This window comes from Kosakonia oryzae (genome assembly GCF_001658025.2).
GTDB lineage: Bacteria > Pseudomonadota > Gammaproteobacteria > Enterobacterales > Enterobacteriaceae > Kosakonia > Kosakonia oryzae.
Genome location: NZ_CP014007.2, coordinates 788307 through 803792 on the forward strand (window position 1 = coordinate 788307; position 15486 = coordinate 803792).

A 15486-nucleotide genomic window follows, 5' to 3' on the forward strand; every position below is an offset into this window, starting at 1 on the left:
TGTCTGATAAGGGACAGCATTAAGCGGCCACCCGGCGATACATACGGCGCGGGTGGCCGATTTTTCCGTACTGCATCTCGACCACCAGAAAACCAGCTTCCACACAATGTTCGAGGTAGCGACGGGTGGTGGTTTTACTTAATCCCGTTTCACTGACCACCTCATCAACGGAAAAGCAGCGTTCGGCAGCGTCGGCAAACAGCTTTTGTACCAGCGCCAGCGTGTTCTCCTCAATGCCCTTGCTGCCATTGTCCTGGCGATAGTTTTTGGCCTGCAATTGATAGAGTGAATCGACGTTTTGCTGATCGACGATTTTCCACACCCGCTGCTGATCTGCAAACTGCACAAAGCGCTCCAGCGACTGGCTCAACCGCTTCCACGACACCGGTTTGAGGATATAGTCGAACGCGCCATTGCGGATCGCCTGGCTACAGGTATCCATATCGCTGGCAGCGGTAATAAAAATGACTGAGCAGTTGGCGCGGATAATTTGCGTATCGCTAATCAGCGTAATGCCTTTGCCATCCGGCAGATAGTTATCCAGCAGAACCAGCTGCGGTTGCATGCTGTCCAGCATGATTTTTGCATCCGCCAGCGACGAGGCGATCCCCACCAGCCGCAAGCGCGGATGCTTGCCGATAAGCTCCGCATGAAGCTGCGCAAGGGCGTGTTCATCTTCCACTATCAGCACGTCTATCAGTTCATGTTGCATAATTCTGATCTTCCAGGGTCGGTACGGGACGCAGTACGTTGCCCGTTTCAGGAATAAACAAAGAGAAAATGGTACCGCGCGGTTCGTTGGCCGAGACCTCAATCGACCCGCCGACATGCGCGACATAATTGGCGATCAGGTACAGCCCGATGCCATGATCGCCACGGCGTTTGGTGGTTATCCCGCGCTCAAAAATGTGCTCGCGGATTTCCGGCGTGATCCCCACGCCGCGATCCGCCACCTCAATAATCAACTCGTGTTCATGCTGCAGGATCAGCACCTCGACCGGCTCGTGCGGCAACTCTGCGCGCTGTGTCGCTTCAATGGCGTTATCCAACAGGTTGCCGATGATCGAAATTAACTCCGCCTCGCCCAGCGCACGGCTGGGGCGATCCATTCGGCACGATGGATCAAACGCCAGTTCGACGCCTTTTTCGCGGGCGCGCGCCGCTTTACCCAACAGCAGCCCGCACAATGTCGGCGAACTAAAGTGCGATGAGATAAAGTCCAGCAGCTCCTGTGCATGCTCTGACTGCGCCTGAATATAGCGAATGGCGTCGTCGTAACGCTCCATGTGCAGCAGCCCCGACAGCGTGGCCATGCGGTTGAGTTGCTCATGTCGCATAATGCGCAGGTTATCGACATAGCGTTTTACCTGGCTCAGTTGCGCGCTCAGGCTGTCGATCTCATTGCGGTCGCGGAAGGTGATCACCCATCCCTGCAACTTATTCTCCAGCATAATGCGCACCCGGCTGGCGATAACCGTCAGCTGGTTGAACCGGCAAATCTCATCGTGCGTGTCATTCTCCAGCATCACCTTACGGGCGAAAAAAGGCACTGGCGCAATGACTTCGGCGATGGTTTGCCCGCGCAGCGCGCGCGTCGGCTGGCTTAAACCCAACAGTTTACGCGCCGCCTGGTTAATCACCTCGATACGCAATTCGCTATCAATGGCGATTACCCCTTCGTAGATCGACTCCATCATCGCTTTCTGCTGGCGCACCAGCAGGCCAATTTCGCGCGGCTCCAGTGAGAAGATCTGCTTTTTGATACTGCGGGTAAAAAACCAGGAAAAAACAAACAGTGCTACCAGTAACAGCACTGCGGCGATAAAAATGTTGATCACTTTACCCAGAGTGATCGTGTCGAGATAGCTGGTCAGGTAGCCGACGGAAACAATCCCCACCACATGCCCGGTATCATCAAATATTGGCGCTTTGCTGCGTAGTGAAATCCCCAGCCCTCCTTTGCGAATGGTCGTTGTACTTTTTCCCTGTAGTACCTCGGCATTGTCGCCGCCAATCAACGTTTTTCCGACGACATCAGAATGCACTGAGTGAAATAGATGCAGCCCTTTGTCATCGCCGATAACAATAAAGCTTGCATCGCTGTGCGCCACTACTTTATGCATAAATTGCGCGATGGCTCGAATATCTTTATTGGCAACCGACTGGCGTAAATTCGGAATGATCGCTATTTCTTCCGCCTGTATTTTGGCTCTTGCGCTCATCTCCTGGTATAGCTGGCGACCAACGTCCTTGTAATAATAAACGCCTAATAAAACGAAGAGACCGGAGAAAAAAAGCACCAGTGAAATAAAAAGTTTGATTTGGAAAGAGACTTTCATGACATCACGCACGGCAGCCAACAATGCGCCAATGTAGCATCTTTTCTAACATGCGTGCGGAGTTTACTGGAAACTTGTGATCCCTTGCACAGCGTGGTCTGCTGCTTAAAAACGTCCTGTTAAATATTCTTTTTTGGAAATGTTATTAAGTTGTATTTCTATATATAAAAACCATAAAAACCACGGCAATAAATAAGCGATGAATCACACAAAATAAAAGAAACCATAAAAACCATAGGTGCCATTAAAACAACGATTTTATTATGCATTCCCTCACATAAAGTACGTTTTTAGCCCTTTACTCTGTACGCACAAAATAACCAAGGGGCTTAATTATGAGCACAACTGACGATTCATTCTCTGTTACCTCTGAATCGCTTGAGATTCAAAAGAAACCACTGAAAGAAAAATGGTGGCACATTATGGATACCTGGAAAATTGGGATTATTCCGCTGCCATTATTCCTGTTAGCCGGTGCATTAATTGCCGTTGACTGCCTGGGCGGTAAGTTACCGAGCGATATCGTGGTGATGGTAGCCACGCTGGCATTCTTCGGTTTTGCCTGCGGTGAGTTCGGCAAACGTCTGCCGATCGTCGGCAAACTGGGTGCGGCGGCCATTTGCGCCACCTTTATTCCGTCGGCGATGGTTTACTACGGCCTGCTGCCGGATGTGGTCGTGGAATCCACCACCAAGTTCTACAAATCCACCAACATTCTTTATCTCTACATCTGCTGCATCATTGTCGGCAGCATCATGAGCATGAACCGCACCACGCTGATCCAGGGCTTCCTGCGTATCTTCTTCCCGATGCTGTGCGGCGAAATCGTCGGCATGCTGGTGGGGATGGGTGTCGGCCTGGCGCTCGGTATGGAGCCGTTCCAGATCTTCTTCTTTATCATTCTGCCGATCATGGCGGGTGGTGTCGGTGAAGGGGCGATCCCGCTCTCCATCGGTTATGCGACGCTGCTGCATATGGATCAGGGTGTTGCGCTCGGTCGCGTATTGCCAATGGTTATGCTCGGCGGCCTGACTGCCATCATCATTTCTGGCTGTCTGAATCAGTTGGGTAAACGCTTCCCGCACCTGACCGGTGAAGGGCAGTTAATGCCGAATCGCAGCAACAGTGATGAGCAGGCACCGGCTGCACCGGCTTTCTCTGGTAAAACCGATGTCACCACTATCGCGGCTGGCGCGCTGCTGGCTGTGCTGCTGTACATGATCGGCATGCTCGGCCACAAGCTGATTGGCTTGCCTGCGCCGGTCGGTATGCTGTTCGTTGCCGTTCTGATCAAGCTGGCACACGGCGTCTCTCCGCGCCTGCTGGAAGGCTCTCAGGTGGTCTACAAATTCTTCCAGACCTCCGTTACCTATCCCATCCTCTTCGCCGTCGGTGTGGCTATCACGCCATGGGAAGAGCTGGTTCACGCATTCACCATCGACAACCTGCTGGTGATCGTGAGTACCGTTTCCGCACTGGTTGCCACCGGCTTTTTCGTGGGCAAAAAGATCGGCATGCATCCGATTGATGTGGCCATCGTTTCCTGCTGCCAGAGCGGCCAGGGCGGTACAGGGGATGTTGCCATCCTGACAGCGGGTAACCGCATGAGCCTGATGCCGTTCGCGCAGATCGCTACCCGTATCGGCGGCGCGATCAACGTCTCGGTATCGCTGTTGGTGCTCGGCAATTTCCTCGTTTGATTCAAGTGTTACAGGAACTGATATGAAACTCGCAAGCTTTGTCCATCAGGGGATCCGGAGTTACGGCATCGTCAAGGCTGATGGCGTGATCAATCTGGGGCAGCGTCTGGGCGACCGCTACGGTGATTTGAAATCACTGCTCGCTGCCAACGCGCTGAATGAAGCGCAACAACTGAACGGCGAAACGCCGGATATCCGCTTCGACGACCTGCAATTTCTGCCGGTCATCGATAACCCGGCCAAAATTCTCTGCGTCGGCATGAACTATGCCGAAAAGCGCAAAGAATTCGATCAGCACAACCCGGCACCAACGCTGTTTGTTCGCTTTGCGGATTCGCAAACCGGCCATAACGCGCCGGTACTGAAGCCGCGTCACTCCAGTGAATTCGATTACGAAGGCGAGCTGGCCGTGATTATCGGCAAAGGCGGGGAAGATATCTCCCGCGAGGCGGCGTTAAGCCACGTTGCCGGCTACAGCTGCTACATGGACGGTTCAGCGCGCGACTGGCAGCACACCTGGTTTACCGCCGGGAAGAACTGGCGGCAGACCGGCGCGTTTGGCCCGTGGATGACGACGGCGGATGAGATCCCTGATCCGCATCAACTGGCGATCCGCACCTGGCTGAATGGCCGCATGGTGCAGGACGATAACACCGCCAGCATGATCCATAAGGTCGCCGAGCTTATCGAGTACATCAGTACCTTCACCAGCCTGACGCCGGGTGATGTCATCATCACCGGCTCGCCGGGCGGCGTCGGCAAAAAACGCAACCCGCCGCTGTTTATGAAAGCGGGCGATCGCATCGAAGTGGAGATCGAGAATATTGGTCACCTCAGTAATGTGATTATTGATGCGCCAGCGCCAGCCCATTCGCTGACGGCGGCACACTAAGGACGAAGGCAACACCATGCAGGCACGACCCTCCATCGACTTCCGCGTGGCGGAAGTCAACGGCAATACTCAACGGCTGGCCTCGATCCGCACGTTGCTCGCAGACAGCGGATTAGGCATGGACAGTGACATCACCACCTTCGTTGAAGCCTGGTCGGGAAACCGGCTGGTGGGTTGTGCGGGCCTGGCCGCCAACGTCATCAAGTGTGTTGCAGTGGATGAACAGCTGCGCGGCGAGAATCTCAGTGCGCGCCTGCTGGCGGAGGTTTCCCATCTGGCGCTGGCGCGGGGACATTTTCATCTGTTCCTCTGCACGCGCCCCTGCAACCTGGAACGTTTTCGCCACAGCGGCTTCTGGCCGGTGGCGCAAAGCGGCAACAACGCGGTGCTGATGGAGAATACTCCGTCGGGGATTCAGCGTTACTGCCGCACGTTGCAGGTCGATCGCATGCCGGGCAAACGCACCGGCGCGATTGTGATGAATGCCAATCCCTTTACGCTGGGGCACCGCCACCTGGTGGAGCAGGCCGCAAAGGCCTGCGACTGGCTGCACCTGTTCGTGGTACGCGAAGACGCCTCGTTCTTCCCCTTTGCCGCGCGGCTGAAAATGGTGAAAGCGGGCGTGGCGCATCTGCCGAACGTCATCGTTCACGAAGGCTCCCAGTACATTATTTCCCGCGCCACTTTCCCGGCTTATTTCCTGAAAGAGTCCGGCAAAGTGCAGCAGGCGTGGAGCGAAATAGACCTGTTGATTTTCCGTAACCACATCGCGCCGGCGCTGGGCATCACCCACCGCTTTATCGGCAGCGAACCTTTTTGCGACATCACCCGCCAGTACAACCAGACCATGCATCAGCTGCTGGCCGGGGCGGTGGAGGTGGTGGAGATCCCGCGCATTAAAGCGACCGGTAATGCCATCTCCGCGTCTGAAGTGCGCCGTTTACTGCAAACACACCAGTTTTCCCGTATTCGGGAAATTGTACCGGATACCACTTTCGCGCATCTCGAATCCCACTACAGCGCGGAAGCCGTTTAAAAATCAGGAATCAAAATATGAAAATTGTGAGGGAGGCGCTGGCCGGAACCATGGAGTCCAGCGACCTGATGGTGAAAATAGCCCCCGCTGAAGGCGAGCTGGAAGTCGTTGTTCACAGCGAGGTTATCAAACAGTTTGGCGATCAGATCCGCAAGGTGGTGAACGACACGTTGCGGGCAATGGCGGTTCACCAGGGCTTGATCATCATTGAAGACAAAGGTGCGCTGGACTGCGTTATCCGCGCACGCTTACAGAGTGCGGTACTGCGCGCATCGGAAGGAACTGAGATCGACTGGGGGAAACTGCTGTGAAAAAACTCCGTCGTAGCATGCTGTTTCTGCCGGGCGCTAACGCCGCCATGCTCTCCACCGCGTTTATCTATCGTCCGGATTCGATCATGTTCGATCTGGAAGACGCCGTCGCCCTGCGTGAAAAAGACACCGCGCGCCTGCTGGTGTTTCATGCCCTGCAACACCCGATGTACCAGGATATCGAAACTGTGGTGCGCATCAACCCGCTGAACACGCCGTTTGGCCTGCCGGATCTGGAAGCGGTCGTTCGTGCCGGTGTGGATGTGGTGCGCTTACCGAAAACGGATACCCCGGAAGATATCTACGAACTGGAACGTCATCTCGAACGTATTGAGCTGGCCTGCGGACGTGAAGTGGGATCGACCCGCGTGATGGCGGCCATCGAATCCGCGATCGGCGTTATTAATGCCGTCGCGATTGCCCGCAGCTCTCAGCGCCTGATCGGTATTGCGCTGGCCGCTTTTGACTATGTGATGGATATGCAGACCGAACGCGGCGACGGCACCGAGCTGTTTTATGCCCGCTGCGCCGTGCTGCATGCCGCGCGTGCTGCCGGTATCGACGCTTTCGATGTGGTGTGGTCAGACGTTAACGACGAAGCCGGATTCCTGCGCGAAGTCGAGTTGATCCGCAAAATGGGCTTCAACGGCAAATCGCTGATCAACCCGCGGCAAATCGATCTGTTGCATAACGCCTATGCGCCAACGCAGCAGGAAGTTGACCACGCGCAGCGGGTTATTGAAGCGGCGGAAGAGGGTGAACGCAACGGGCTTGGCGTCGTCTCGCTGAACGGCAAAATGATCGACGCCCCGATTATTAATCACGCGCAGATGGTGCTGGAACGTGCGGCCGCGTCCGGCGTGCGTCGGTAAGGACAGAACAATGAATCAGACAGAGCTTCTTCACGTTAATTTTCCCCATCTGCGTGAATTAAAACCCTTCGACAGCGCTCATGCCGCCACGCCGTGGCTGGCGGACGTTAACAGCAAACACACGCGCAAACTCTGCGCCACGCTGGAAGACGCCATCGCCCGCAGCGGCCTGAAAGACGGGATGACCATCTCGTTCCACCACGCTTTTCGCGAAGGCGACCGGGTGATTAACAATGTTGTCGCCACGCTGGCGCGTCTGGGGTTCAAAAATCTGACGCTGGCTTCCAGTTCGCTGATGACCTGCAACGATGCGCTGATCGAACACATTGAGAGCGGCGTGATTACCCGCATTTACACCTCCGGCATGCGCGGCAGGCTGGCGGATGCCATCTCTCATGGCCTGATGGCGGAACCGGTACAAATTCACTCCCACGGCGGGCGCGTCAGACTGTTACAGGATGGCGAACTGAAGATTGACGTCGCCTTTCTTGGCGTGCCCTGCAGCGATGAGTTTGGCAACGCCAACGGCACACAGGGGAAATCCTGCTGTGGTTCGCTCGGCTACGCGATGGTGGATGCGAAGTTCGCCCGCAAAGTCGTGCTGCTGACTGAAGCACTGGTGCCGTTCCCGAATATGCCCGCCAGCCTCGGCCAGGATCAGGTGGATCTGATTGTGCAGGTGGAGAGCGTGGGCGATCCGGCAAAAATCAGCGTCGGCGCGGCGCGTGTCACCAGCAACCCGCGTGAACTGATGATCGCGCGCTATGCGGCGGATGTGATCGAGCATTCCGGCTATTTCAAAGATGGCTTTTCCATGCAGACCGGCTCCGGGGCCGCGGCGACGGCGGCGACCCGCTTTATGGAAGAGAAAATGGAGCGCCACGGAGTGAAGGCCAGTTTCGCGCTCGGCGGTATCACCGGCGGGCTGGTGGAGCTGCATGAGAAAGGACTGATCGGCAAATTGCTGGATACGCAGTGTTTTGACGGCGAAGCAGCGGCATCGCTGCGCCGTAATCCGGACCACGTTGAGATCTCGACCGATGTCTATGCCAACCCCGGTGGCAAAGCGGCCAGTTGCGATCAACTGGATGTGGTGATCCTCAGCGCGCTGGAGATCGACACGGAGTTTAACGTCAATGTGATTACCGGCTCAGACGGCGTGATGCGCGGCGCATCTGGTGGTCACTGCGATGTGGCGGCTGCGGCAAACCTGACCATCGTCGTGGCACCGTTACTGCGCAGCCGTATTCCGACGGTAGTGAAACGCGTGACCACGCTGTTGACGCCAGGGGAAAGCATCGACGTGCTGGTGACTGACCACGGGATTGCGGTCAACCCGGCACGCCCGGAAATCCGCGAACGCCTGCTGGCGGCGGGGCTGAAAATTGTTGATATCGAAGCACTGTATCAACGCGCCATCTCGCTGACCGGTGAACCTAAACCGATCGCCTTTACTGACCGTATTGTCGGGGTGATCCGCTACCGTGATGGCACCGTCATTGACGTTGTCCGTCAGGTTAAAGAGGAAAATGCATGACGACACTGACGCCTGTTCGACCGGGCGTCAGCCTTGAAGCGCTGCTGGCGGCGAAAGACAGCCGTGCAGCGCGTCAGGCTGACTGGCTCGCTCACTATCAACAACCGGTCATTTCACTGACGCTGGTGACACCTGGCGCGGTAAAAGACAGTATTCGCTATCGCAATACTATGGGAGTGGCGTTACAGGCCTGCGATCAACTGCTGTGGCAGAACCGCTGGCAGGTGCTGGACCGACAGGTGCTGTGGCTGCCGACCGGCGCAGAAGCCCTGTGGTGTGTTGCGCATCCGGCGGTGGAAATCAAGGCGCAGTGCGTTGAGATGGAACAGACGCATCCGCTGGGACGTCTGTGGGACTTTGATGTGCTGTGCCCGCAGGCGGGACAGGTCGGACGGCATTCACTGGATCTGACTACGCGCCGTTGCCTGGTATGCGATGAGCCGGCGCACGGCTGCGCGCGTTCGCGCCGCCACCCGGTAGATGAAGTGGTTGCCCGCGTGGAGAAACTGATTGATGGCTGGTTTGCCCGCGACTGAATCCGTGGTTATCAGCGTACCGGAGCTTGCTGCCCGGGCGCTGCGCCTCGAACTGGATCTCACGCCGAAACCGGGGCTGGTGGACCGGGCGAACAACGGCTCGCACCAGGATATGGATCATGCGCTGTTTTTACGCAGCATTGCGGCCATCACGCCATGGTTTTCCGTCTTTGAGCAGGCCGGGCGTGAACATGCCCACAAGGCGGCAGGTGTCCAGTTGCGCCTGCTGCGACCGGCCGGCATTGCGTGCGAACAGGCGATGTTTGCTGCCACCGGTGGGGTGAATACCCACAAAGGCGGAATTTTTTCGCTGGGTCTGCTCTGTTTTGCCGCCGGACGACTGCAGGGACAACGTCGACCGCTACAGGCCGAAACGTTGTGCCGGCAGGTCAGTGAAATTTGTCGCGGGCTGGTGGCGCGTGAACTGGCGGCCCGGCCGCAGGCCGTGACGGCAGGCGAGAAACAGTTTCTGGAGTATGGTCTTACCGGGGCGCGCGGCGAGGCCGAACAGGGTTTTGCCACCGTGCGCCGCGCAGTATTGCCGTTCTGGCATCAGGAGCAGGGCGAACGGCGGCTGCAGCATGCATTATTGCGTCTGATGGCGGCAAACCCGGACAGCAATCTGGTGTCGCGCGGCGGCATTGCCGGGCTGCGCTATGTGCAGGATTATGCGGCGACTTTACTGGCGGTCGGCTGGGATAACGATGCGTTGTCTGAAATGGACAGGGCGCTGATGTCCCGACGCTTAAGCCCCGGCGGCAGCGCCGATTTGCTGGCGGTCGCGTACGTGTTGGCGCAACTTCCATAGCGCTGCATCGGGCGGCGTTATTCAACCGGGCTTTCCGGCACGGATAAGTCGATTGAGATAGCGGCTGCAACCATTGCCGGATGGCGCTGGATTCTCCGGTCTGTGGATTTACCCGGCCGGAACAGGCCGAAGGTATTAAAAAGGCATAAAAAAACCCGGCGCTCAGGCCGGGTTCTTTGTCTTACGCTTTCTGCGCGACTGCCGCAGGTTCGCGCACATGTTTGTATTTAAACAGTGTCACGAAGGCAAAAGCCAGTACCAGCGAATAACCGGCAAAAATCAGCCATACGGTTTTCCAGTCGGTAACGCCTGCGGTGGTGTAGATCTCTACCACTTTACCGCTGGCCATACCGCCGAGGATACAGCCGAAGCCGTTGGTCATCATCAGCAGCATACCCTGCGCACTGGCGCGGATTGCCGGGTTAACCTCTTTCTCAACGAACACCGAACCGGAGATGTTGAAGAAGTCGAATGCGCAGCCGTAGACAATCATTGACAGCACCAGCAGCACGGTGCCGAACGGTGTCGGGTCGCCATAGGCGAACAGACCAAAACGCAGCACCCAGGCGAAGATACTGATCATCATTACGTTCTTGATGCCGTAACGGCTCATAAAGAACGGAATCGCGAGGATGAAGGCCGTTTCGGAAATCTGCGAAATAGACATCATTACTGACGCATGGGTCACGATGAAGCTATCAGCAAACAGCGGGTTGGCATCGAAGCTGTGCAGGAAGGTGTTGCCGAACATGTTGGTGATCTGCAACTCGGCGCCCAGCATCATTGAGAAGATGAAGAAGATCGCCATGCGCTTGTTTTTAAACAGCGCGAAAGCGTTCAGACCCAGCATTTCCACCCAGGTCTGTTTCTCGGTGCTTTTCGCCACCGGCATGTACGGCAGCGTCAGAGAGAACAGGCTCAGCACCAGCGACAGCGCGGCACCGATATAGAGCTGCATATGGCTCAGTTCGAAGCCGGAGAAGCTCACCACCCACATCGCCAGGATAAAGCCAATGGTGCCCCAGATACGGATTGGCGGGAAATCGGTAACGATATCGTGCCCGGCGGATTTCAGGCGGAAGTAAGAGATGGTGTTTACCAGGCTCAGCGTTGGCATATAGGCCAGCGAGTTCAGCAGAATAATGGCAAACATCGCGCCCGGCGTGGTAACACCTGCGGCAATAAACAGGGTGATCGCACCGACCAGGTGGCACAGAGCATAAACCCATTTCGCGCTCAGCCATTTGTCGGCAATGATACCGAGCAGTGGCGGCATCAGCAGCGAGGCAATGCCCAGCGAACTATACACCGCACCAATGGATGCACCATCAAATTTCAGCGTGACGAACATATACGAGCCAAGCGTCGTCAGCCAGCTTCCCCACAGGCAGAACTGCAGAAAGATAATGACTTTCAGCTGCAGCTTAAGATTCATGCTAATTTCCTCACAAAGGAGACGGACAGATGTTGGAATGGGCACAATTAATATTGTTATGTGTCAGGATTCTATCATCACCTGGGCGGTGAATTTGTTATGCCCGACATAAAAATGCAAACTTCCTCTGATTGCATTTATATATGGTGACGGATATCACACTTTAGCGCAACCGTTTGCATCACGCAGACGAATACCTTATGCCTCTTTCGCACAAACGCACGAAAGAGGCACAGGATCAGTTGCGACGCCAGGTCTTCTGCGCCGAATTGACTTTATAGAGATAGCGACGGGATTCCGCCGACGGATGGCGGGTGGTCAGGGTCTGGTAAACATCACCTGGAGTCATGGTGTTGATGATATTCGCGGCCTGCACTTTATCGCTGGAGAAGACGCGAAGTACGCTGCCCGCACCGCCGTTATAGGCGGTGATCACCGCATAACGCCGGGATGTCGGGTTACTGATGCCGGAGAGATAAATATTATTCAGCATCGCCAGATACGCGGTGCCGGTATCAATATTGCTCTGCGGATCGAACAGATAGCTGCGATCCGGCGTACCTGATCTGCCCTGCGCGCGGAAGACATCTTTCCCGGCGCTGTGTTGTACCACCTGCATCAGGCCCAGCGCGTCAGAGCGGCTCACCGCATACGGGTTAAACGACGACTCAGTCTGCATAATCGCCAGAATCAGCGACTCATCGACGCCATATTTCCGCGAGGCCTGGCGTACCATACCGATATATTTATGCGCACGTTTGTCCAGATGGTTCGGCACAAGGTTGAGCGTTACGCTATAGATAACGCGTAAGCCGTTGCTGCGGTTTTTCAGCCGGGTTTGTAGCAGGTAATCCGCAAAGCGCGCCGCGCGCCACTCCCAGCGGATCGCTTCGCCGTTGTTATCCAGCACCTGGCCATAGAGGAACGGTTCTTTCGAGATTTGAATATCATCGGTATCGGAATAGAGGTCGATAGATCCCGGATCGTCACCCATCAGCAGGGTTTTGATAATGGCCTGGCGCAGATGTGCAGCCGGATCGGTGCCGGAGATCGTTTCGATGGTGATGGTACCTTCATCAAAGTTGATGTGGCTGCGCGTCTGGTACTGGTCGGTGTATTTGACGTAGTCCTTCGGCCCGGCAATCAGGACTTCGTTAAATCCCCAGAGATTCTCAATGTTGTGGGCGAACTGCCCCATCAAAATATCAAAACCGTTAGTGTCTTTAATCCAGGCTTCGTTATAGGCTTCGCCCGATTTGTTAGAGCTGGAACAAGAAATCAGTAACGGCGCGATCATCACTAGCGCTAAAAATTTTTTCATCATTCCGGATGCAGTTGTATTGGGAGGAACGCGCCTGTGACGCCCGGGCGCTGGCAATATCTCCCTGTTTCGCGACATTGCCAGCCGTGCAGGTGTTCAGCTGCTTATTTTTTCTCTTGCGGCGTATAGCCTTCGATATGCACGTCTTTACCTTCAAACAGAAAATTCACCATCTCCTGTTCCAGCAGCTTGCGATGCTCGGTATTCATCATGTTGAGCTTTTTCTCGTTAATCAGCATGGTTTGCTTCTGCTGCCACTGCTTCCAGGCCTCTTTCGAGATCTCGTTATAAATGCGTTTACCCAGATCGCCCGGATAGAGCTGGAAGTCTTGCCCCTCTGCTTCGCGTTGCAGGAAGGTACAAAAAATAGTTCTGCTCATAAAAAATCCTCTCTACTTGCGCGCCGCGCTACTTCGCTTCGGCGCGTAATTGCTGTATCAGGCGTTCCACGGGAGCCGCCAGACCGACGGATGGCGGTTGCGCCAAGTTATACCAGAGACCCGCGCCATCATCCATGCAGGATGAAAACGAGGACACGCCAAGCCACATAGGCACAATATCCAGATGGAAATGGCTGAAGGTATGACGGAACGCCACAAGCTGGCTGAGATTATCGGCGCTAATGTTCCTCTGTGCCAGCCAGTCGCGCAGACCCGCTTCATCGCTGAACTGCGGGAAACAGAACAGACCGCCCCACAGCCCGCTGGGCGGACGCTGTTCAAGATAAACTTCGCCGTCATGCTGCATCAGCAGGAAATAGCCGCTGCGTTCAGGCAGCGTCTGTTTGGGTTTTTTACCGGGATATTGGGACCACGACTGCGCCGCTTTTGCTTCACAGCCTGTTTGCAACGGGCACAATTCGCACTTTGGTCTGGAACGAGTGCAGACGATAGCACCGAGATCCATCATCGCCTGGTTAAAGCGCTCCACCCCTTTTGCCGGTGTGACTTCAGTGCTGATATCCCACAGCCGCTTTTCCACCTCTTTTTTACCCGGCCAGCCCGCAACGGCGTAACAGCGTGCCAGCACGCGTTTAACATTACCGTCGAGGATGGGAAAATGTTTACCCAGTGACAGGGAGAGGATCGCGCCTGCGGTGGAGCGGCCAACGCCGGGAAGCGCGGCCACTTCATCAAAGGTTTCCGGGAAACGACCGCCGTGCAGGTTCGCCACCTGCTGTGCGGCTTTATGCAGATTGCGGGCGCGGGCGTAGTAACCGAGCCCGGTCCACAGATGCAGCACTTCATCCAGCGGAGCGTTCGCCAGATCGGTCACCGTCGGGAAACGGGCCATAAAGCGCTGAAAATAAGGAATAACGGTTGCAACCTGCGTCTGTTGCAACATCACTTCCGACAGCCATACTTTGTAAGGCGTTTTTTCAATTTGCCAGGGCAGGGTTTTTCGCCCGTATTTATCGTACCAGTCCAGAACCTGGGCTGAAAATTGAGACGCTTGCATGGTCACCAGAATCGCGTTGTCAGGGGCAAAGATTGCAGCACAGAGGCGTTGGCCTGTAAACCGGAACTTTCCGGTGCTTGCATCATGCGATTAACTTTGGATAATGCCCGTTTCCTGAACACTCTCACGAGCAGATCACTTTATGAATAACGACGTCATTTCACCGGAATTTGATGAAAACGGCCGCCCATTGCGCCGGATTCGTAGCTTTGTCCGTCGCCAGGGCCGCCTGACCAAGGGGCAGCAGCACGCGCTGGAAAATTACTGGCCGGTGATGGGCGTTGAGTTCAGCGAACAGCCGCTGGATCTCGTTGCGCTGTTTGGCCGCACGGGGCCGGTTACGCTGGAAATTGGCTTCGGCATGGGCGCTTCGCTGGTGGAGATGGCGAAAATGCGTCCGGAACAGAACTTTCTTGGCATTGAAGTGCACTCGCCGGGCGTCGGCGCTTGTCTCTCTTCTGCGCATGAAGAGGGCGTTGAGAACCTGCGCGTGATGTGCCATGACGCGGTCGAAGTGCTGCATAAAATGATTCCTGACAATTCTTTAAATATGGTGCAGCTGTTTTTCCCTGACCCGTGGCATAAAGCGCGTCATAATAAACGCCGCATCGTTCAGGTACCGTTTGCTGAACTGGTGAAAAGCAAGCTCAAGCTGGGCGGCGTGTTCCATATGGCGACTGACTGGGAAGCCTATGCGCAACATATGCTTGAAGTGATGTCCTCTATCGACGGTTATAAAAACCTGTCGGCGACGAATGACTTTGTGCCGCGTCCGGATTCGCGTCCAGTGACTAAATTTGAACAGCGTGGCCACCGTCTTGGTCACGGCGTATGGGACTTAATGTTCGAGAGGGTGAAATAATGGCAACAAACCGCAGTCGTCGCTTGCGTAAAAAAATGCATATCGACGAGTTCCAGGAACTGGGTTTTTCCGTTGCATGGCGTTTTCCGGAAGGCACCAGCGAAGAGCAGATCGATAAAACCGTTGATGACTTTATTCAGGAAGTGATCGAACCGAATAAGCTGGCGTTTGATGGCAGTGGTTATCTGGCCTGGGACGGTCTGATTTGTTTGCAGGAAATCGGTAAATGTACCGAAGAACATCAGGCCATTGTGCGTAAGTGGCTGGAAGACCGCAAACTGAGCGAGGTACGCGTCAGCGAACTTTTCGACGTTTGGTGGGACTAATAAAGCATAAGGGGCCAGCATTAGCTGGCCCGTTTTGTCTCTACAGGAGTTTT

16 protein-coding genes are annotated in these 15486 nt (G+C 55.5%); 10 read left to right on the forward strand and 6 right to left on the reverse strand.

Annotated features, from left to right (window positions below; genetic code table 11):
* Positions 1 to 19 precede the first annotated feature (19 nt).
* Both AWR26_RS03865 and AWR26_RS03870 read right to left on the reverse strand, forming a co-directional pair.
* The gene (locus tag AWR26_RS03865) at positions 20 to 712 is read right to left on the reverse strand and encodes a response regulator (RefSeq protein WP_064563733.1); all 693 of its coding nucleotides are present in this window, start codon (positions 710 to 712) and stop codon (positions 20 to 22) included.
* A complete protein-coding gene (locus AWR26_RS03870) occupies positions 702 to 2339 on the reverse strand; it encodes an ATP-binding protein (protein WP_064563735.1) in 1638 nt (545 codons plus the stop codon). The genes AWR26_RS03865 and AWR26_RS03870 overlap by 11 nt, the downstream gene beginning before the upstream one ends.
* A gap of 335 nt (positions 2340 to 2674) precedes the next feature.
* Between AWR26_RS03870 and AWR26_RS03875 the strand changes: the two genes are divergently transcribed.
* From AWR26_RS03875 to citG, 8 genes are read left to right on the forward strand one after another with little or no spacing between them, the layout of a single operon-like run.
* A complete protein-coding gene (locus AWR26_RS03875; RefSeq protein WP_043956595.1) occupies positions 2675 to 4039 on the forward strand; it encodes a 2-hydroxycarboxylate transporter family protein in 1365 nt (454 codons plus the stop codon).
* A 22-nt stretch (positions 4040 to 4061) separates the two neighbouring features.
* Complete coding sequence (locus AWR26_RS03880; RefSeq protein ID WP_043956596.1) at positions 4062 to 4931, forward strand: fumarylacetoacetate hydrolase family protein; 870 nt, start codon at positions 4062 to 4064, stop codon at positions 4929 to 4931.
* Positions 4932 to 4947: 16 nt separating this feature from the next.
* On the forward strand, positions 4948 to 5967 hold the full coding sequence (citC, locus tag AWR26_RS03885; RefSeq protein WP_064563737.1) for a [citrate (pro-3S)-lyase] ligase: 1020 nt from the start codon (positions 4948 to 4950) through the stop codon (positions 5965 to 5967).
* Positions 5968 to 5984: 17 nt separating this feature from the next.
* Positions 5985 to 6278 (forward strand): citrate lyase acyl carrier protein, encoded by a 294-nt coding sequence (citD, locus tag AWR26_RS03890; protein WP_064563738.1) that lies wholly within the window; start codon positions 5985 to 5987, stop codon positions 6276 to 6278.
* Entirely contained in the window at positions 6275 to 7150 is an 876-nt protein-coding gene (gene citE, locus AWR26_RS03895) for a citrate (pro-3S)-lyase subunit beta (RefSeq protein WP_007370187.1), read from the forward strand. Before citD ends, citE begins: the two co-directional genes overlap by 4 nt.
* Before the next feature lie 10 nt (positions 7151 to 7160).
* Complete coding sequence (gene citF, locus AWR26_RS03900) at positions 7161 to 8687, forward strand: citrate lyase subunit alpha (RefSeq protein WP_035889287.1); 1527 nt, start codon at positions 7161 to 7163, stop codon at positions 8685 to 8687.
* Positions 8684 to 9223: a citrate lyase holo-[acyl-carrier protein] synthase gene (gene citX / locus AWR26_RS03905; RefSeq protein ID WP_064563740.1), complete on the forward strand. Its 540-nt coding sequence runs from the start codon at positions 8684 to 8686 to the stop codon at positions 9221 to 9223. The genes citF and citX overlap by 4 nt, the downstream gene beginning before the upstream one ends.
* The gene (gene citG / locus AWR26_RS03910; RefSeq protein ID WP_064563742.1) at positions 9201 to 10031 is read left to right on the forward strand and encodes a triphosphoribosyl-dephospho-CoA synthase CitG; all 831 of its coding nucleotides are present in this window, start codon (positions 9201 to 9203) and stop codon (positions 10029 to 10031) included. The genes citX and citG overlap by 23 nt, the downstream gene beginning before the upstream one ends.
* A gap of 181 nt (positions 10032 to 10212) precedes the next feature.
* On the opposite strand, the gene AWR26_RS03915 is transcribed toward citG, so the two are convergent.
* From AWR26_RS03915 to mutY, 4 genes are all read right to left on the reverse strand, one after another.
* A complete protein-coding gene (locus tag AWR26_RS03915) occupies positions 10213 to 11466 on the reverse strand; it encodes a nucleoside permease (protein ID WP_064563746.1) in 1254 nt (417 codons plus the stop codon).
* Positions 11467 to 11704: 238 nt separating this feature from the next.
* Entirely contained in the window at positions 11705 to 12787 is a 1083-nt protein-coding gene (gene mltC, locus AWR26_RS03920; protein WP_064568949.1) for a membrane-bound lytic murein transglycosylase MltC, read from the reverse strand.
* Positions 12788 to 12891: 104 nt separating this feature from the next.
* Positions 12892 to 13167 (reverse strand): oxidative damage protection protein, encoded by a 276-nt coding sequence (locus tag AWR26_RS03925; RefSeq protein WP_007370193.1) that lies wholly within the window; start codon positions 13165 to 13167, stop codon positions 12892 to 12894.
* Between the two features lie 28 nt (positions 13168 to 13195).
* Entirely contained in the window at positions 13196 to 14245 is a 1050-nt protein-coding gene (gene mutY / locus AWR26_RS03930; protein ID WP_064563748.1) for an A/G-specific adenine glycosylase, read from the reverse strand.
* A 142-nt stretch (positions 14246 to 14387) separates the two neighbouring features.
* Between mutY and trmB the strand changes: the two genes are divergently transcribed.
* The gene (gene trmB / locus AWR26_RS03935) at positions 14388 to 15107 is read left to right on the forward strand and encodes a tRNA (guanosine(46)-N7)-methyltransferase TrmB (RefSeq protein WP_043956604.1); all 720 of its coding nucleotides are present in this window, start codon (positions 14388 to 14390) and stop codon (positions 15105 to 15107) included.
* Positions 15107 to 15433 (forward strand): YggL family protein, encoded by a 327-nt coding sequence (locus tag AWR26_RS03940; protein ID WP_043956605.1) that lies wholly within the window; start codon positions 15107 to 15109, stop codon positions 15431 to 15433. The genes trmB and AWR26_RS03940 overlap by 1 nt, the downstream gene beginning before the upstream one ends.
* Positions 15434 to 15486: the final 53 nt, after the last annotated feature.